A 16,763-nucleotide genomic window follows, 5' to 3' on the forward strand; every position below is an offset into this window, starting at 1 on the left:
TCTTTTTTGAGAAAAACATGACAAAGTAGCGGTTGATTTTGTAAAATGATGTCGAGGACATTATATACTGTTCAAAAAAAATACATAGTTTTGGAAAAAAATTGAACAAAATTTATTATTCTTGTGAAGCATAATATGGGAAGTGAAACATTTAGAAGATTGCTTAAATAAACGAGAATAGCGCAACATAATAGTAAAGAAGGGTAGGTGTGAACCGCTGAGGTGAGAGTACGCAGCGGGTAGAGATGGAAAATGAATCAAGAATTTTAATTGTAGATGATGAGGATCGTATTCGTCGTTTATTGAAAATGTACTTAGAAAGAGAACAATACACAATTGAAGAAGCAGATAATGGTGATACAGCTTTAGAAATGGCGTTGCAAAATGATTACGATTTAATCTTATTAGATCTTATGATGCCTGGTAAAGATGGCATTGAAGTATGTAAAGGGGTTCGTGAGAAGAAAGCGACACCAATTATTATGCTGACAGCAAAAGGTGAAGAAGTAAATAGAGTACAAGGATTTGAAGTTGGAACAGATGATTATATTGTAAAGCCATTTAGTCCACGTGAGGTCGTGCTACGTGTGAAAGCGGTATTACGTCGTGCTGTACCAACAACATTCTTTACACAAGATACAACGACAAAAGATGTTACTGTATTCCCGCACTTAACAATTGATAACGATGCACACCGTGTTACTGCAGATGGTAATGAAGTAAACTTAACGCCGAAAGAATATGAGTTACTATTATTTTTAGCGAAAGCTCCTGATAAAGTATTCGATCGTGAGCAATTGTTAAAAGAAGTATGGCAATATGAATTCTTCGGAGATTTACGTACAGTTGATACGCATGTAAAGCGTTTACGTGAGAAGTTAAGTAAAAAATCACCAGATGCTGCGAAGATGATTGTTACCGTTTGGGGCGTAGGTTATAAATTTGAGGTTGTGAACGACTGATGCTTTGGAGAAGTGTAGTAGGGAAGTTATGGATGACTATATTACTTCTCGTTTCGTTTGTGCTTGGATTTGTTGCGATTTTACTTTCACAGTTTTTTAGAACATATTATGTTGATATGAGTGAAGATAGGCTTCAAAAAGTTGCAACAAGTGTTTCAGAGTTAATTGAAGAAGGTGCCGATGTAAAAACGATTGAGAATATCGCGTACAAATTCTCTGATTCACTTTCAAGGATCATTATTGTAGAAGATGGTAAAGAAATATCATCTTCGCCGAAACAAGAAGGGTTAGTCACTCTTACAATGGATGATTTGAAAGAAGATAAAGAATTAGCGGCTGTTTTCACAGACAAAAAAGAAATTAAGAATAACATTAGAAAAGCCTCTAATAGTAGAAAGAATAAAAACACTGAAAATGATATTATGATTGTCGGAAAACCAGTGCAGTCAAAAAATCAAAGTGCAGTGTTCGTATACGAATCTTTACAAGTACCGATACAAGGCATGGAGAGAACGACTGATTTTATATTCTTATCAGCAGGGATTGCGATTATATTAACAACGTTCTTTGCATTCTTCTTGTCTACTCGAATTACAGCACCACTCCGTAAAATGCGTGAAGTTGCTTTTGAGGTGGCGCGTGGGAAGTTTGATGCGAAAGCTCCTATGGTGTCTCAGGACGAGATTGGTGAGCTTGCAACGGCCTTAAATCAAATGGGGAAACAGTTGAAGTTTAATATGAATGCACTGCAGCAAGAAAAAGAACAGTTAGCTAGTATTTTAAGTAGTATGGCAGATGGGGTTATTACGTTAAATCAAGAAGGTGAAGTCGTTGTAATTAATCCGCCGGCCGAACATTTCTTACAAGTTTGGCAAGAAGAAAAAGAGATAGAGCTAAGTAAAAAACTACCTTCTGAACTTGTGGAACTATTCCATCTTGTTGTAGAAAGTGAACAACAACAAGTTGTTGAAATTAATTTACAAAAAGGGAACTATGTAGTTCTTATGACGCCGCTTTACAATCAAACGAAAATTCGTGGAGCTGTAGCGGTACTGCGAGATATGACGGAAGAACGCCGTCTTGAAAAGATGCGTCAAGACTTTATTGCGAATGTATCGCATGAACTTCGTACACCAATGGTAATGCTGCAAGGGTATAGTGAAGCGATTTTAGATGATATTGTGCAAACGAAAGAAGAAATTGATGATTTTGTTCAAATCATTTATGATGAATCCGTTCGTTTAGGTAAACTTGTAAATGAATTATTAGATTTAGCACGCATGGAAAGTGGTAATGTAGAGTTACATATAGGTGAAGTTGATATTCATCCTTTCGTTGAAAAAATAGGTCGTAAATTCCAAGGGATTGCAAAGGATAAAGAGGTCGCGTTAACGGTTGATTTCAAAGATTCAATTGAACAATACCCGTTTGATGCAGATCGTATGGAGCAAGTATTGACGAATTTAATTGATAACGCAATACGTCATACAAACGCAGGCGGACATGTAACGCTTGTAATTGATTCGAAAAATAATGGCCTCATTTTTGAAGTACAAGATTCGGGTGCAGGCATTCCAGAAGAGGATATTCCATTTTTATTTGATCGTTTCTATAAAGCTGATAAAGCAAGAACACGTGGGAAAAAGGGTGGAACAGGACTCGGGCTTGCGATTGCGAAAAATATTGTTCAAGGTCATGATGGTAAAATTTCTGTTTCAAGTGTTGTTGGAGAAGGAACTACATTCTCTGTATATTTACCGAATCGTATAATTTAGATATGTGTTTTTAAAGTTGATAATGAATAAAGTTCTGCTGTTTTTTATTTTTTTGTAAACTCAATTAAATAAAGAATGGTAGAACTTTTTTCTATGTTGCTCGAATAAAGAATAACAAGAGAGGTGCTGTGAAGAAATGAAATTATATACAAAAACAGGAGATAAAGGAACGACAAGTGTAATAGGCGGTAGGGTTGATAAAGATGATATCCGTGTGGAAGCGTATGGAACAATAGACGAGGCGAATTCTCATATCGGATATGCAATGACTAAGCTTCAAGGCGGGACTTATAGAGATATTTACAATGAGCTCGAAAATATTCAACATGAGCTATTTGATTGCGGAGGAGACTTGGCAATAGTGGAACAAAAAATTCCTTATAAGGTGACAATTGAGATGGTTGAAAGCTTAGAAAGAAAGATTGATTTGTATATAGAAGAAGCACCGCCGCTAGAGCGCTTTATTTTACCAGGTGGAAGCGAGTCGGCAGCTGCTATTCATATTGCACGTACAGTTGTAAGGAGAGCAGAACGATGTATCGTGTCCTTACAAAAAGAAGGAGAAATAAATGAAGTTGTTCTAAAGTATGTAAATAGATTATCTGACTATTTATTTGCAGTAGCTAGAGTAATAAATGCCCGATTACAAGTGAAAGATGTGGAGTATAACCGTAGTGCATTAGTTTTTCGTGATAAGAAAGAGAAGGAAGTGGAGTAATTCACTTTCTTTTTTTGTATACTTTTTTCTGTAATATACCAAAATAGAGAAGGTATGGTGGTAATTAGAAAACGGAGGATGTATATGAAAGTTTTAAAATGCGGAGTCATGTTATTGAGTATACTGTTTGTATCTCAATTACATGTTTATGCAGAAGAAAATCGATGGACATGGCCTGTTGAAGGTCAGATAAGTGATTATTTTGGGACAAGGCATGGAAAACACTATGGTATTGATGTAGCTGCACCGATTGGAACGCCTGTGGCAGCTATCCAAGATGGTAAGGTAACGAAGTCTTATTATTCAAGTAGTTATGGAAATGTTGTATTTATTAAACACGGAGAATATGAGGCTGTATATGCACATTTAAATAAGAGATATGTGGGTCAAGGAGATTATATTTCAAAAGGTGAAAAAATTGGAGAAGTAGGGAACACGGGAGAATCGCGAGGTGCACACTTACATCTAGAACTTCATCAAGGAAGATGGACGATGGCGAAAAAGAATGCGATGAACCCATTGCTTGTTTTAAGTGAACAAAGAAATGAAGTTGTTTCTTCATCATTATATGTCGTACAAAAAGGGGATACTTTAGTTAGTATTGCACGGAAATTTAGTATGACACTTAAGGAAATTAAAGAAAAAAATGGATTGCAGCAAGAGCTAATTTATCCTAATCAACAATTATATGTTAAGTAAAGGTAACGTCTCAAAAATTAAACTTTGAATATTCTTAAATAAGGTTCAATGTAAATGAAATTATATGGGCGCTTCTGCTAGAAGTATTGAGTGAATTAGAGTATTTATATCTAAAAGAAAACCGTCCCAAAATTTATTTTGGGACGGCTTCTTTTACCAAAAAATAAAGACACATATAAATCCAGAAATAGCTAAATAGCTATATAAGTAAAAAACTTTTGTTCTTGTTTTCTCTTTTGTTCGAAACAGTACGATAGTCGGTTCAATTAAACCGATTGTCAAACAAAGTAGGCCAAGAAGCATACAACCAATCGAAATAGAATACAGGGCGATTTGTGGTGCTTGAAATGGAATCATCCATTTTAATAAAAATGCAATAAGTGCAGTGTAACAAATGCTACCGATGTATTTATTCAGTGGTGTATTAGAACGAAAACCAGGAAGTTTTTTTAAGAAAGAGCGGGAAACAACTTCTGTTTGTAAAGATGTATGCTCTTCAATAATTCTTTGAGCTTCTTTTCCTTTTTGAAAAAGGGATAAGATCCAATTTCGCTCACCCTGAAAAATAAATTGAGAAGTTGTCAAATAGTGATCAATCTTCACTTTACTCCAACTTTTCCACGGATGACGCTCACACAATTTTAATTTACTTTCTGTTTTTTTATCATACTGATAAATACTGATGCCATCTTCATCGAAAGTAGCATAGTATGTCTCGTTTGAGAATGTGCCTAAATCAATTGGGCAGTAGAAAAGTAATTCTTTTTTTAAGTAAAAGTATTCTTTTCTTAAGTTTTTTTTCATTGCTTCTCGAATAGAATATCTCTTTTCTTTTTTCATGACATTTCCTCCATAACTCAGAAAATGTTCTTATCTTAACAATTCAATATCTTATCACTTTTAATTATATATGACTAGGTAATTCAAAAGAGAAATGCCGAATAATAAAAAATATGGATTGTATTGTAAAATATCTCGCAATTTATTTATTGTTACGAAAAATAAATAACTAATTTTAAATAAGTTACAATTTTTTTGTTCACAATGTTATGAGGTTGTTGTATAATGAAGGGGAAAATAGAATATCGGTCTATCTTCGGGGCAGGGTGAAAATCCCGACCGGCGGTGATGAACTATTTATGATTTTGTTCTAAGCCCGCGAGCCGTTAAGGCAGGATTTGGTGTGATTCCAAAGCCGACAGTACAGTCTGGATGGGAGAAGATGGAGGTTCAAGCGTTCAAAAAAGATATGGATTTGAACGTCTGTTTGATGTGCCTTAAATTCTCCCTTTGTGTAAAACACAAAGGGTTTTTTCGTTCTATGAAAAAATAGGCATAGCAGAACCTTTCCACTTTCCATGAGAAGATCGATGGAAAAGGAGAGAGAAAGATGAAACAAAAAAACAGTGTGGTGCAGATGGTGAGTGTAGCGATGCTAAGTAGTATTGCATATTTACTAATGATGTTAGATTTCCCGTTCCCAGGGCTTCCGCCATTTTTGAAAATTGATTTTAGTGATGTACCAGCTCTAATTGCAGCAATTATCTTTGGACCAGTAGCTGGAGTGATTGTAGAGGCAATAAAGAACATTTTACATTACGGGATTCAAGGAAGTTTAACGGGAGTACCAGTTGGAGAAATTGCAAACTTTATTGCAGGATGTTTATTTATTGGACCAGCAGCTTTCTTATTTAGAAAGTATCGTACTGTGAAGAGTTTAACGACAGGGTTAATGCTAGGGACAATTACAATGGCACTTATTATGAGTGTATTAAACTACATCATCATATTCCCGGCGTACACTTGGTTTTTAAATTCACCAGCTATGTCTAGCGAAGCTATAAGAACAACGGTTGTAACGGCAATCTTACCATTTAATTTAATTAAAGGAATTGTTGTAACAATTGTATTTGTGGCATTATTCTCACGCCTGAAAGTATGGGTGTTTGCAAAAATGAAAAATGCATAATATATATAAACCATTAGTAGTGTGGAACTACTAATGGTTTTTTATTAAGGAAAATAAAATTTAGATACAAAAAATGCCCCTCATCAATATGAGGGGCATTTTTTGAAGTTAATAAAAGACTATTCAAATTTTAAAGCGTCTCCGTCGAATGATTCGTCAGCAACTTTAATTGAGTCAGTTGGACAGCCTTCGAATGCATCCATCATATCTTCAATTAATACATCTGGAATTTCAACGATACCTTGGTTATCGTCTAATGTTACAAATGCAATACCTTCATCATCATAGTCATAAATGTCTGGTGCAGCAGCGCCACAAGCACCACATGCAATACAAGTATCTTTATCAACGATTGTATATTTTGCCATCTTTTTTCCCTCCTGATAATATGTATGTGAAAAGCTTGCCATAAAAATTATAACCTTATTGTAAAACGGTTTGTAAAACTTTTCAACATAAAATTATAATGATAATGCTTATCAATTAGAGTGTCAACTTATTTTTGAATTATGTCATAAGATTTTCAAAATACGTAAATATGATTTCGTTTGATACAATAGAATATATACAAGTATATAGTTCTTATTATGATAAGTTTAATGAGCGACAGTAGATAGTGTAATTGTACTGAAAAGAATGAAGTTAAGATTGGAAGGTGGAAGCGGTCATGCAAATACAATATACTTTGTTGCATTGTTTAAAACAATTGAATGGTGAAAGAACCGTTTCATCTATTTATTATTTACTAAAGGGCAAACGTTCTTCGCAAACTTTACAAGATGGAAATATGTTTAGAATTTCTTTTTTGTTCGGAATATATAAATCATTAAATAGAAATGACTATGATGGTGAAGTTGTAAAGTTGTTGCAAGCAGATTTTATTCAAGAAATACATGAAAATACATATGTGTTAACACCTAAGGGTAAAACGCAGTTACATAAATGGGAGGAAGTTTATGCTTTTCCAGCGCATTTGCATGGTTTACATTATGGAGAATTAGGTGAAACATTTTGGAAAAGATTGTCATTGATTATTCAAACTATATCAAATTTACAACAGAATAATACTAAGTTTATCCCGATTCAACAAGATACAGAAATAATGATGTGGGTGAAACGTTTTTTAACAGGAAGGCCATATAAGAGAAGTGAATTGGCGAGAAAACTGTGGACGGAAGTACATAATCTTTTAGAAAAAAGTAATGCGATAGAAGCGACGATTGTAACATATCGACTAACGGGTTATGAACGGATTGGTTGTACATTGCAACAATTAGCAGAAATTACGAAACAAGATATGTTCAGGGTGTATTTTTTATTTTGGGGTACAATGCATTTCTTTATACAAGAAGTTCGTGATAAAGAAAATGAATTTCCGCTATTAGCTGAAATTATATCTTATCCAAATGAGAGAGCTGAACTATTTAGTTTATCCACGAAAAAAACATATAATTTTTGGAGACAAGGGCGTTCTTTAGAAGAAATAGCAACGATTCGGAATTTGAAGGTTGCAACGATAGAAGATCATTTTGTTGAAATTGCTTTGCGAGAAAAAGATTTTTCTATTGAAATGTTTATGGAAAAAGAAAAGATAGACAAAGTAATAAAAGTAATTGAAGCATTGCAAACGCGGAAGTTACGTGTTTTGAAACAAGCGATTGGAGAAGATATCTCTTATTTTGAAGTTCGTCTTGTATTAGCGCGGATGGAGGGTGTAAATGAAACTTGAAGAATATTTATATAAGTGGTTTGGATATTCTGAATTTCGTCCAGGTCAAAAAGGAGTTATTACAGATTTATTAGAAGGAAAAGATGTGATAGCAATGCTTCCGACTGGAAGAGGAAAGTCTATGTGCTATCAGTTTCCGGGGCTTATGCGAGAAGGAACAGTGCTTGTTGTATCGCCGTTATTATCTTTAATGGAAGATCAAGTGACACAATTAAAGTATGTTGTGAAAAACCGAGTGATAGCATTTAATAGTTTTCGGACATTAAATGAAAAAAGAGAAGCGATGAAAAAATTATCTTCATATAAATTTATTTTTGTTTCACCAGAGATGTTACAGTCGGAGTTATTAATTAGGGAATTGAAGAAAATTCATATTTCATTATTTGTTGTTGATGAGGCTCATTGTATTTCTCAATGGGGTTATGATTTTAGACCGGACTATAAGAAACTAAATGTAGTTATTGAAAATATTGGTTCTCCTACAGTGTTAGCATTGACAGCCACAGCGACAAAAGGGGTACTGCAAGATATCGCAGACAGTTTAAATTTAAAGGGTGCCGCGGAACATGTATACTCTATTGACCGTCCTAATATTGCAATGGAGGTGCAATTTGTAGAGACGATAGAAGAAAAGAAAGAGGCGCTTTTGGAGCAGGTGATGTATTTACAAGGGCCGGGGATTGTATATTGTTCAAGTAGAGCGTGGACAGAAAGGTTAACGGAATACTTGAGAGGGAAAGGTGTTACTGGTGTAGCTTTTTATCATGGTGGTATGGAACATGAAGAGCGTATGTTAATTCAACAGCAGTTTATGAACGATCAATTGCAGCTTGTAATATGTACAAGTGCATTTGGTATGGGGGTAAATAAGGCGAATACGCAATATATTATTCATTTTCATTATCCAACTAATATAGCTTCTTACTTACAAGAAATCGGAAGAGCTGGAAGAGATGGCAAACCGAGTATAGCTATTTTATTGTGTAGTCCGTTGGATCATGATTTACCACTTTCAATCATTGAGGATGAATTGCCAAGTAAGTCGCAAATACAATTTTTATTTTCTTTACTACAAGAAAGAATGTTTCAAACGAAAGAATTACCAATAGAAGATGTAGAAGAAATTTGTTATAATGCAGCAAGATTTAATGAGCAATATTGGCGTTTCGTTCGTTATCATCTCGAACAGGTTGGAATTATACAACAACGAAGATTATTATTAGAGGGTTTGTCAGATGAAATTATGAACCGATTAATAGCTGAAGTAGAAATAAGGTTGCGTAATAAATATAGTGAATTAGAAAATATGAAGTCATGGATACGAGTTAAAGGATGTAGACGTGAATATGTGCTGCAACAGTTCGGTTATAGGAAAGAGAAAGAGTTAAATAATTGCTGCGATTATTGCGGTATTACAAAAGAAGATTATAAAAAAAGACGAGCGCAACAATCGGATTTCGACTATAATTGGGAAACAGAGTTACAAAAGCTTTTCGGCCTAGAAAAGATGGAGGAATGATGAGCATTCAAAGGCATAATGTTGAAGATATGAGTCCGCAGGAAATAAGGCTGAATCTATATATAACACAGTTAATTATTATCGGTATTGGCTGTTTACTAGCATATATATTATTTCAAGATGTAAAAGAAGTGTTTAATTTATGGAAATGGGAACCAGTATCTATACTTATTATAGGTGGTTTGTTAGCGATTGGTATTGTGTTATTAGATTATGTTGCAATGCGAGTGTTTCCAGAGTCTTGGTTTGATGATGGTGGTATTAACGATAAGATGTTTCGAGGAATGTCGGTTCTACATTTACTCGTTATTACGTTCGTAATCGGTTTTGCAGAAGAATTTTTATTTAGAGGTGTAGTGCAGACTCATTTTGGAATTGTAATTGCGAGTTTAGTATTTGCAGTGTTACATATTCGTTATATAACAAAGCCATTTTTGTTTTGTTTCGTCTGTTTCATTAGTTTTGTCTTTGGTTATGTATTTGAATGGACAGGGAATTTGTTTATAACAATCTTTGCACACTTTCTTGTTGATTTTATAATGGGACTCCAATTAAGAAAATAAATGGAAGGTGGTGGTGAACAACATGAGGAAACGAATTCCTGATTTTGAAGAGGAATTAGAAGTTGAGCGAGTGGAAGAAAAAGAAAGTTTACCGCCGCGTAGTGAAATTCATAGAAATAAAGAGAAAAAACAAAAGTTTAAAATAAATCACATTTTCGTCCGGGTTTTAACATTTCTATTCATTCTGCTGCCAATTAGTATTTTGTGGTATACGGATAAATATATTCAGGTGAAGGGCGATAGTAATAATGCCGGGAAAAGTGCGTTTGAAGTAATCTTCTTTGATTCAGCTAAATCTGATTCACAGAAACAGTCTGAAAAAGCGATAACGCATACTGTGAAAGAGGGAGAAACTTTAGAAAGTATAGCGAAGCAATATTTTTCGGATGAAAATGGGATTGAAGTCATTAAAAAGTATAATAACTTGCAAGAAGATGAAGTGAGTGCAGGGCAAGAATTAAAAATTCCGATAAAAGATAAATCCACAAAGCAAGAGAGCTAGTGAATTAGGCGATCACAATTTGTTATAAAAGCCTAGGATTATCTTTATGAGGAGGGGAGTAAAAAATATGATATGGATTATATTATTCAGTACTCTCATAGGCATGGGGATTTTATTACTTCTTGTGATGTATAAAGAAGCAACGCGTAATACGGTGTTGGAACATACTTTAGTATTTAAAGAATTTCCGAAAAGTTTTCAAAAAGTAAATGTGTTTTTTATTTCTGATATTCATAGAAGAGTTATTTCGAATTTGTTAATTGAACAAGTAAAAGGAAAAGTAGATCTAGTAATTATCGGAGGAGATTTAGCAGAGAAAGGTGTCTCTTTATCAAAAATCTCTGCGAATATCCAAAAGTTAAGAGAGATAGCTCCTGTATATTTTGTGTGGGGAAACAATGATTATGAGATAGAATATCATGAATTAGATGCGTTATTATTAGAAAATAACGTAAAAGTTTTAGATAATACAAGAGTGGTATTTGAGTCTGAATTAGGAGAGAGAATTTGTTTGCTCGGTATAGATGATGTTGGATTGCACCGTGATCGTCTAGATTTGGCATTGGCGGATTGTGAAGAAGAAGGTTTTCGTATCTTAGTTAGTCACAACCCTGATATAATAAAAAAGATGTCTGGAAATGAGCAGATTTCACTTGTATTAAGTGGACATACGCATGGGGGACAAATCCGATTATTCCCATCTAAAAAATATTTAAAAGGTGGCGTATATAACCATTTGAATACGATTCTCTTTGTTAGTAATGGGTACGGAACAACATTGATACCACTTCGTTTCCGAGCACCTGCTCAAACACATATCATTACATTGTGCGGAGGGAAATGATGCCAACTCTTAGTGGAAAATATAATATAAAAGCTGTTTCGAATATAATTGGAGTTCAGCCGAGTACGCTTCGTGCATGGGAAAGACGATATCAAATTATTGCCCCAAAGCGGAATCAAGCTGGGCATCGTTTATATACAGAAGAACATATTCAAATTTTAAAATGGTTAATGGAAAAAGTTTCTTCCGGTATGATGATTGGACAAGCAGTTCAGTTATTAGAAGAGAATCGTTTGCAGAGTACAGTTCAAAAAGAGATACCTTTCGATAAAGAAGTTGTTTTAGTGGACGATTTGCTACAAGCTTTGTTAAAATTTGATGAAATTACAATTACTGCATTATTAAACGAAGCTTTTAGTATATATTCAACAGAGAAGGTTGTTGCCAGTATCGTTCTTCGAGTGACAGACAATTTATTAATGTCAAAAAATAATAATGAGATTTCAATGGCGCAATTCCAATATGCACTATCATTTTTACAAACGCGTCTAGGAATGGTGTATCACAATGCCTCAATGTTTTCCTCTTTACACAAAGTTATTGTGTTAGAAAAGAATGCATTGCAAGGATTTATTTTTTCAACGTATTTACGCTTAAAAGGATATGAGGCGATATATATTAGGACAAGCTTAGCTGAAGATGGTATGTTGTCAGCGGTAGAAGAAATACAGCCGAAATATGTATTTGTATCTTGTGCTGACGAATAAGAAATGAAAAAGACGATGAACTTTATAAATTTATTACAAGAAAAAAGGGAATCTCTTTCTGTTGGCTTTATCGGAAAGCTAGGCGTTCTAAACCAGTTGGACATTGAAACAACCTTAATTGGCGAGACAAAAGAAGAATGGGATGAATGGTTAAAAATGTCGGAATAGTTGTTCGAAAAGAACCATCTATTTTCTATTTCATATAATAAAAATTAGATGCATTGGTTACGTAGGGAGGGTATGAGATGAGGCTGGAACGATTAAATTACAATAAGATAAAAATTTTTCTAACATTTGATGATTTATCTGAACGAGGATTAACGAAAGAAGATTTATGGAGAAATGCGCCGAAAGTACAGCAATTATTTCGTGATATGATGCAAGAAGCAAATAAGGAATTAGGATTTGAAGCAGATGGTCCGATTGCAGTTGAAGTATTTTCTCTACAAGCACAAGGGATGGTTGTAATTGTAACGAAAGAAAATCAAGAAATGGATACAGATGATGAGTTTCGTGACGAGTTTATTGAAATGCAAGTGACTCTAGATGAAAGTGAGCATATATTATATGAGTTTGCTACGCTAGATGACATAATTAACCTGTCGAATCGCTTATATAACCTTGGTGTAACTGGCGGAAAGCTATATACGTGGGATAAGCGCTTCTATCTTTGGATGGAAGAAGAGGAACAAATTCAATTGTTAAAGGCGGATTTTATAGCTATTTTAGCGGAATACGGTAATCCGTCTACCGCAACTATTTATCGCATCATGGAGTACGGTAAAGAATTAATGGATTTTAATGCGATAGAACAAATACACAATTACTTTGTGAAAAAACAAAACCTCAGCTAATACAACATAGCTGAGGTTTTGTTTTTATTTGGATAAGGGAAGGGATGATTGTAAATACTCCAACATACTTTTTTAAAATAAAATATGCAGTTTTATGGGAGTATGTTTGAGTAAAATAAAAAATATTTAAATATTTAAGTATTTTACTTTTCTAAAAGTAATAAAAGGACTATAATAATAGTGAAAACGCTTGCAACAGAAAATAGTTTGTATATATTTGTTAGCGTTTTCTATTGCATTCCAAATTTAAGGGTGTATACTAGGCAATGAAGGTTTACTAAACAAGTGAAATTACAGGGGGTTTACTTACTATGGTAGCCGAAAAGGGAACTCAAACAAAAACACAACAACAAAGGGAACAACATTTTGAACTATTGAATTCAACACAAATTGTTATTAGTGAAGCGTTAGAAAAATTGGGTTATCCAAACGAAGTATATGAATTATTAAAAGAACCAATTCGTATGATGACAGTGAAAATACCAGTTCGTATGGATGACGGGACTGTTAAAATATTTACAGGGTATCGTGCACAACATAATGATGCTGTTGGTCCAACGAAAGGTGGAATTCGCTTCCATCCGAATGTAACAGAAAATGAAGTGAAAGCACTTTCAATCTGGATGAGTTTAAAATGTGGTATTGTTGATTTACCATATGGTGGAGGTAAGGGTGGAATTATCTGTGATCCACGTGAAATGTCATTCCGTGAGTTAGAAAGATTAAGCCGCGGTTATGTACGAGCAATTAGCCAAATCGTAGGTCCGACGAAAGATATTCCAGCTCCAGATGTATTCACAAACTCTCAAATTATGGCATGGATGATGGATGAGTATAGCCGTATTGATGAATTTAATTCACCAGGATTTATTACAGGTAAACCGCTTGTATTAGGTGGATCACATGGCCGTGAAACAGCAACAGCGAAAGGTGTAACAATTTGTATTCGTGAAGCTGCGAAAAAACGTGGCATTGATATTAAGGGTGCACGCGTTGTTGTCCAAGGGTTCGGTAATGCTGGTAGCTTCTTAGCTAAATTTATGCATGATGCAGGTGCGAAAGTTATTGCAATCTCAGATGCTTACGGTGCGTTACATGATCCAAACGGATTAGATATTGATTATTTATTAGACCGTCGTGATAGCTTCGGTACAGTAACAAAGCTATTTAACAATACAATTTCAAATAAAGAATTGTTAGAACTTGATTGCGATATTTTAGTTCCAGCTGCAATTGAGAACCAAATTACAGAAGAAAATGCTAATGATATTAAAGCGAAAATCGTTGTTGAAGCTGCAAATGGTCCAACAACATTAGAAGCGACTAAAATTTTAACAGATCGCGGAATTTTACTTGTTCCAGACGTGTTAGCAAGTGCTGGTGGTGTAACAGTATCTTACTTTGAGTGGGTACAAAATAACCAAGGATACTACTGGACTGAAGAAGAAGTAGAACAACGTTTAGAAAAAGTAATGGTAAAATCATTTGATTCTATTTATGAAACAGCACAAGTTCGTAAAGTGAACATGCGCTTAGCGGCGTACATGGTTGGTGTTCGTAAAATGGCTGAAGCAAGCCGCTTCAGAGGTTGGGTATAAAATATTATATCTTGAGAAAACGTGATTTCCTTTCGAGGGAATCACGTTTTTTTGTTGAAGTATTAAATGAGGTGTTATATATGGAGAATGAAATGCTGGAACGAGTAGAACAATTAGAAGAAAAGGTTAAGAGGTTAGAGGGAGAACTTGCAAGAACGATGAAAGCTCGAAAAGTAAGTACCGTTAGAATGTTCGGGGAAGGGCTACTGTTTTTGATATTTGGTGTGGTTGTAGTAGGGCCGATTATTGCCGTTGTAATCTCAATTTTTACTTGGCTTGCTGAAAAATAAAATAAAAATAAAAAAAGAACGCTTGTTCTATACGAACAAACGTGCTATACTCTCCTTAGATAAACAAAACGGAAATGATTTTAAGGAGAGATAAATGATGAAAATGACAGTAGACCAAAGATTTATGATGCCAGCAGATGTTGTAGAGCGAGTGGAAGTATTACGAAACAAACAAAGCAAGCGTGGCACATTATTACAATCGGTAAATAAATTTTTCGGTTTAGATACGAAAGAAGATTGTGTTTGGTTTTACGGTTTTTATGGAGTGGCTGTAAGTATCTTGTTGTTTATGGTGTTCACTTCAAATATTTTCGATTTTCTCTTCGTGTAAGAAATATGCGATAAGGACGTTGCTACCGAATACATATATAAGGAAGTAAGGTAATCTTCTAGAGCGGGAGTTGGTAGCAATGGCGATGTTTCCTATAGAACGCAACTATATTGGATATGGAAGTTCACGGCCGGGGATTCCTCTGACTAAAGTGAGATTTATTGTAAGCCATGATACGGGGAATCCAGGAAGCAATGCGATAGGAAATCGAGATTACTTTAATGAATTACAACCGAAAGCTTCGGCGCATACATTTATAGATGATAAAACAATATTGGAGATTATTCCTATAAATGAAGTTGCGTATCATGTTCGATATGGTGTGCCGACGGATAATGACTTATACGGCTATGACGCGAATAAGGCGGCCATTGGAGTGGAACTTTGTTATGGCGGTGATGTTAACTTTTGGGAAGCATATAATCGTTTTACATGGTATCATGCGTATTTATGCCAAAACTTTGGCTTAAATCCGAAAAAAGATATCGTGTCACATAAAACGCTTGATCCAGCTAGAAAGATTGATCCTGAGAATGTATTAGGGAAACAAGGTATTAAATTTCAGCAGTTTTTAGCAGATGTCTATCGGATGTACGTTTCGTTTAGATGACAAATATATGAAAAATGAATACAATAAAGATAGGTACCTACTGCTGTAAGTAGGTTTTTTCTTGTTTTTATAAATAGTGTATTGGTAGAAGACTAGGAGTGGACGAGTATGCAGAAAGAAACAGTTATTATAATCGGAGGCGGTCCGTGCGGATTAGCGGCAGCGATTTCGTTGCAAAAGGTAGGGATAAATCCGTTAGTAATTGAAAAAGGAAACATTGTAAATGCCATTTATAATTATCCAACTCATCAAACATTTTTCTCTTCTAGTGAAAAATTAGAAATTGGTGATGTAGCTTTTATTACAGAAAATCGTAAGCCAGTTCGAAATCAAGCGCTTGCGTATTATCGTGAAGTAGTAAAACGTAAATCTGTACGTGTAAATGCTTTTGAGCGAGTGGAGAAAGTTCAAAAAGATGGAGGAGTTTTTCAAGTTGAGACGACAAAGTGTGACGGAAGTAAAGAAACATATATAGCGAAATATATTGTTGTAGCAACTGGATATTATGATAACCCAAATTATATGAATGTTCCAGGTGAGGGATTGAAGAAAGTAGCTCACTATTTTAAAGAGGGGCATCCTTATTTTGATCGAGACGTAGTAGTTATAGGTGGGAAAAATTCGAGTGTAGATGCCGCATTAGAACTTGTTAAAGCTGGTGCGCGTGTAACGGTACTGTATCGTGGAATTGAGTATTCGCCAAGCATAAAGCCTTGGATTTTGCCGGAATTTGAGGCGTTAGTACGAAACGGTACAATTCAAATGCATTTCGGGGCTCATGTGAAAGAAATTACTGAGCATACATTAACGTTTACAGTTGATGGTGAAGTTTATACAATCCAAAACGATTTTGTATTTGCGATGACTGGTTATCATCCTGATCATAGCTTCTTAACGAAGATGGGTGTTCAGATTGATGAAGAAACAGGACGTCCAATTTATACAGAGGATAGAATGGAAACGAATGCTGAAAATATTTTCATTGCAGGTGTCATTGCTGCTGGAAATAATGCAAATGAAATATTTATCGAGAACGGTAGATTTCATGGAGATGCGATTGCGCAAACCATTGCATCAAGAGAAAAATAAAAAG

The 16,763-nt window shown here is 34.7% G+C and carries 18 protein-coding genes, 1 pseudogene and 1 riboswitch; of the genes and pseudogenes, 17 read left to right on the top strand and 2 right to left on the bottom strand.

Translation table 11 applies throughout. The features are described from left to right. Positions 1 to 245 precede the first annotated feature (245 nt). The 4 genes from resD to MR160_RS08635 all read left to right on the top strand — a co-directional run bounded on the left by resD (position 246) and on the right by MR160_RS08635 (position 4,154). The gene (resD, locus tag MR160_RS08620; protein ID WP_000426861.1) at positions 246 to 962 is read left to right on the top strand and encodes a DNA-binding response regulator ResD; all 717 of its coding nucleotides are present in this window, start codon (positions 246 to 248) and stop codon (positions 960 to 962) included. Continuing rightward, positions 962 to 2,737: a sensor histidine kinase ResE gene (gene resE / locus MR160_RS08625; RefSeq protein WP_000964692.1), complete on the top strand. Its 1,776-nt coding sequence runs from the start codon at positions 962 to 964 to the stop codon at positions 2,735 to 2,737. Before resD ends, resE begins: the two co-directional genes overlap by 1 nt. Positions 2,738 to 2,873: 136 nt before the next feature. Beyond that, complete coding sequence (locus MR160_RS08630; RefSeq protein ID WP_000781274.1) at positions 2,874 to 3,455, top strand: cob(I)yrinic acid a,c-diamide adenosyltransferase; 582 nt, start codon at positions 2,874 to 2,876, stop codon at positions 3,453 to 3,455. Positions 3,456 to 3,539: 84 nt separating this feature from the next. After that, entirely contained in the window at positions 3,540 to 4,154 is a 615-nt protein-coding gene (locus MR160_RS08635; protein WP_000866113.1) for a peptidoglycan DD-metalloendopeptidase family protein, read from the top strand. 153 nt (positions 4,155 to 4,307) lie between these two features. Here the strand turns inward: MR160_RS08635 and MR160_RS08640 are convergent, their stop codons facing one another. Next, complete coding sequence (locus tag MR160_RS08640; RefSeq protein ID WP_242297226.1) at positions 4,308 to 4,994, bottom strand: hypothetical protein; 687 nt, start codon at positions 4,992 to 4,994, stop codon at positions 4,308 to 4,310. A 248-nt stretch (positions 4,995 to 5,242) separates the two neighbouring features. Further along, a riboswitch (FMN riboswitch) is annotated at positions 5,243 to 5,382 on the top strand. A gap of 162 nt (positions 5,383 to 5,544) precedes the next feature. On the opposite strand from MR160_RS08640, the gene MR160_RS08645 reads away from it, so the two are divergent. Beyond that, a complete protein-coding gene (locus MR160_RS08645) occupies positions 5,545 to 6,123 on the top strand; it encodes an ECF transporter S component (RefSeq protein ID WP_000810856.1) in 579 nt (192 codons plus the stop codon). A 119-nt stretch (positions 6,124 to 6,242) separates the two neighbouring features. On the opposite strand, the gene MR160_RS08650 is transcribed toward MR160_RS08645, so the two are convergent. Beyond that, a complete protein-coding gene (locus tag MR160_RS08650; RefSeq protein ID WP_001151993.1) occupies positions 6,243 to 6,491 on the bottom strand; it encodes a ferredoxin in 249 nt (82 codons plus the stop codon). Positions 6,492 to 6,790: 299 nt separating this feature from the next. Here MR160_RS08650 and MR160_RS08655 point away from each other — a divergent pair, with 299 nt between their 5' ends. The 12 genes and pseudogenes from MR160_RS08655 to MR160_RS08710 all read left to right on the top strand — a co-directional run bounded on the left by MR160_RS08655 (position 6,791) and on the right by MR160_RS08710 (position 16,759). After that, on the top strand, positions 6,791 to 7,852 hold the full coding sequence (locus MR160_RS08655; RefSeq protein ID WP_001167015.1) for a YpbB family protein: 1,062 nt from the start codon (positions 6,791 to 6,793) through the stop codon (positions 7,850 to 7,852). After that, a complete protein-coding gene (gene recQ, locus MR160_RS08660; RefSeq protein WP_000762978.1) occupies positions 7,842 to 9,371 on the top strand; it encodes an ATP-dependent DNA helicase RecQ in 1,530 nt (509 codons plus the stop codon). The genes MR160_RS08655 and recQ overlap by 11 nt, the downstream gene beginning before the upstream one ends. Beyond that, the gene (locus MR160_RS08665; RefSeq protein WP_098900034.1) at positions 9,371 to 9,934 is read left to right on the top strand and encodes a CPBP family intramembrane glutamic endopeptidase; all 564 of its coding nucleotides are present in this window, start codon (positions 9,371 to 9,373) and stop codon (positions 9,932 to 9,934) included. Before recQ ends, MR160_RS08665 begins: the two co-directional genes overlap by 1 nt. 22 nt (positions 9,935 to 9,956) lie before the next feature. Next, on the top strand, positions 9,957 to 10,436 hold the full coding sequence (locus tag MR160_RS08670; RefSeq protein WP_001231548.1) for a LysM peptidoglycan-binding domain-containing protein: 480 nt from the start codon (positions 9,957 to 9,959) through the stop codon (positions 10,434 to 10,436). Between the two features lie 67 nt (positions 10,437 to 10,503). After that, the gene (locus MR160_RS08675) at positions 10,504 to 11,280 is read left to right on the top strand and encodes a metallophosphoesterase (RefSeq protein WP_242297228.1); all 777 of its coding nucleotides are present in this window, start codon (positions 10,504 to 10,506) and stop codon (positions 11,278 to 11,280) included. Further along, positions 11,280 to 12,155: pseudogene (locus MR160_RS08680) on the top strand (MerR family transcriptional regulator). Before MR160_RS08675 ends, MR160_RS08680 begins: the two are co-directional and overlap by 1 nt. Positions 12,156 to 12,232: 77 nt before the next feature. Further along, entirely contained in the window at positions 12,233 to 12,841 is a 609-nt protein-coding gene (locus MR160_RS08685; protein WP_001235399.1) for a genetic competence negative regulator, read from the top strand. Between the two features lie 311 nt (positions 12,842 to 13,152). Continuing rightward, positions 13,153 to 14,439, top strand: a complete 1,287-nt coding sequence (gene gudB, locus MR160_RS08690; protein ID WP_242297232.1) for a Glu/Leu/Phe/Val family dehydrogenase — start codon at positions 13,153 to 13,155, stop codon at positions 14,437 to 14,439. Positions 14,440 to 14,519: 80 nt separating this feature from the next. Continuing rightward, positions 14,520 to 14,729 carry a hypothetical protein gene (locus MR160_RS08695; protein WP_000426765.1) on the top strand — a complete coding sequence of 70 codons (210 nt, stop codon included), beginning with the start codon at positions 14,520 to 14,522 and terminating at the stop codon, positions 14,727 to 14,729. A gap of 94 nt (positions 14,730 to 14,823) precedes the next feature. Next, positions 14,824 to 15,060: a DUF3961 domain-containing protein gene (locus MR160_RS08700; RefSeq protein ID WP_002083150.1), complete on the top strand. Its 237-nt coding sequence runs from the start codon at positions 14,824 to 14,826 to the stop codon at positions 15,058 to 15,060. A gap of 79 nt (positions 15,061 to 15,139) precedes the next feature. Beyond that, entirely contained in the window at positions 15,140 to 15,670 is a 531-nt protein-coding gene (locus MR160_RS08705) for a peptidoglycan recognition protein family protein (protein WP_001240655.1), read from the top strand. 108 nt (positions 15,671 to 15,778) lie between these two features. After that, a complete protein-coding gene (locus MR160_RS08710; RefSeq protein ID WP_001168517.1) occupies positions 15,779 to 16,759 on the top strand; it encodes a YpdA family putative bacillithiol disulfide reductase in 981 nt (326 codons plus the stop codon). Positions 16,760 to 16,763 lie beyond the last annotated feature (4 nt).

Origin of the sequence: Bacillus cereus group sp. BfR-BA-01382, assembly GCF_022663475.1 — a bacterium.
Classification (GTDB): domain Bacteria; phylum Bacillota; class Bacilli; order Bacillales; family Bacillaceae_G; genus Bacillus_A; species Bacillus_A thuringiensis_S.

Excerpts from the sequence above, each read along its gene's own strand:
- resD (WP_000426861.1), top strand. The coding sequence starts at position 246 with ATGGAAAATGAATCAAGAATTTTAATTGTAGATGATGAGGATCGTATT.
- resE (WP_000964692.1), top strand. The coding sequence starts at position 962 with ATGCTTTGGAGAAGTGTAGTAGGGAAGTTATGGATGACTATATTACTT.
- MR160_RS08630 (WP_000781274.1), top strand. The coding sequence starts at position 2,874 with ATGAAATTATATACAAAAACAGGAGATAAAGGAACGACAAGTGTAATA.
- MR160_RS08635 (WP_000866113.1), top strand. The coding sequence starts at position 3,540 with ATGAAAGTTTTAAAATGCGGAGTCATGTTATTGAGTATACTGTTTGTA.
- MR160_RS08640 (WP_242297226.1), bottom strand. The coding sequence starts at position 4,994 with ATGAAAAAAGAAAAGAGATATTCTATTCGAGAAGCAATGAAAAAAAAC.
- MR160_RS08645 (WP_000810856.1), top strand. The coding sequence starts at position 5,545 with ATGAAACAAAAAAACAGTGTGGTGCAGATGGTGAGTGTAGCGATGCTA.
- MR160_RS08650 (WP_001151993.1), bottom strand. The coding sequence starts at position 6,491 with ATGGCAAAATATACAATCGTTGATAAAGATACTTGTATTGCATGTGGT.
- MR160_RS08655 (WP_001167015.1), top strand. The coding sequence starts at position 6,791 with ATGCAAATACAATATACTTTGTTGCATTGTTTAAAACAATTGAATGGT.
- recQ (WP_000762978.1), top strand. The coding sequence starts at position 7,842 with ATGAAACTTGAAGAATATTTATATAAGTGGTTTGGATATTCTGAATTT.
- MR160_RS08665 (WP_098900034.1), top strand. The coding sequence starts at position 9,371 with ATGAGCATTCAAAGGCATAATGTTGAAGATATGAGTCCGCAGGAAATA.
- MR160_RS08670 (WP_001231548.1), top strand. The coding sequence starts at position 9,957 with ATGAGGAAACGAATTCCTGATTTTGAAGAGGAATTAGAAGTTGAGCGA.
- MR160_RS08675 (WP_242297228.1), top strand. The coding sequence starts at position 10,504 with ATGATATGGATTATATTATTCAGTACTCTCATAGGCATGGGGATTTTA.
- MR160_RS08685 (WP_001235399.1), top strand. The coding sequence starts at position 12,233 with ATGAGGCTGGAACGATTAAATTACAATAAGATAAAAATTTTTCTAACA.
- gudB (WP_242297232.1), top strand. The coding sequence starts at position 13,153 with ATGGTAGCCGAAAAGGGAACTCAAACAAAAACACAACAACAAAGGGAA.
- MR160_RS08695 (WP_000426765.1), top strand. The coding sequence starts at position 14,520 with ATGGAGAATGAAATGCTGGAACGAGTAGAACAATTAGAAGAAAAGGTT.
- MR160_RS08700 (WP_002083150.1), top strand. The coding sequence starts at position 14,824 with ATGATGAAAATGACAGTAGACCAAAGATTTATGATGCCAGCAGATGTT.
- MR160_RS08705 (WP_001240655.1), top strand. The coding sequence starts at position 15,140 with ATGGCGATGTTTCCTATAGAACGCAACTATATTGGATATGGAAGTTCA.
- MR160_RS08710 (WP_001168517.1), top strand. The coding sequence starts at position 15,779 with ATGCAGAAAGAAACAGTTATTATAATCGGAGGCGGTCCGTGCGGATTA.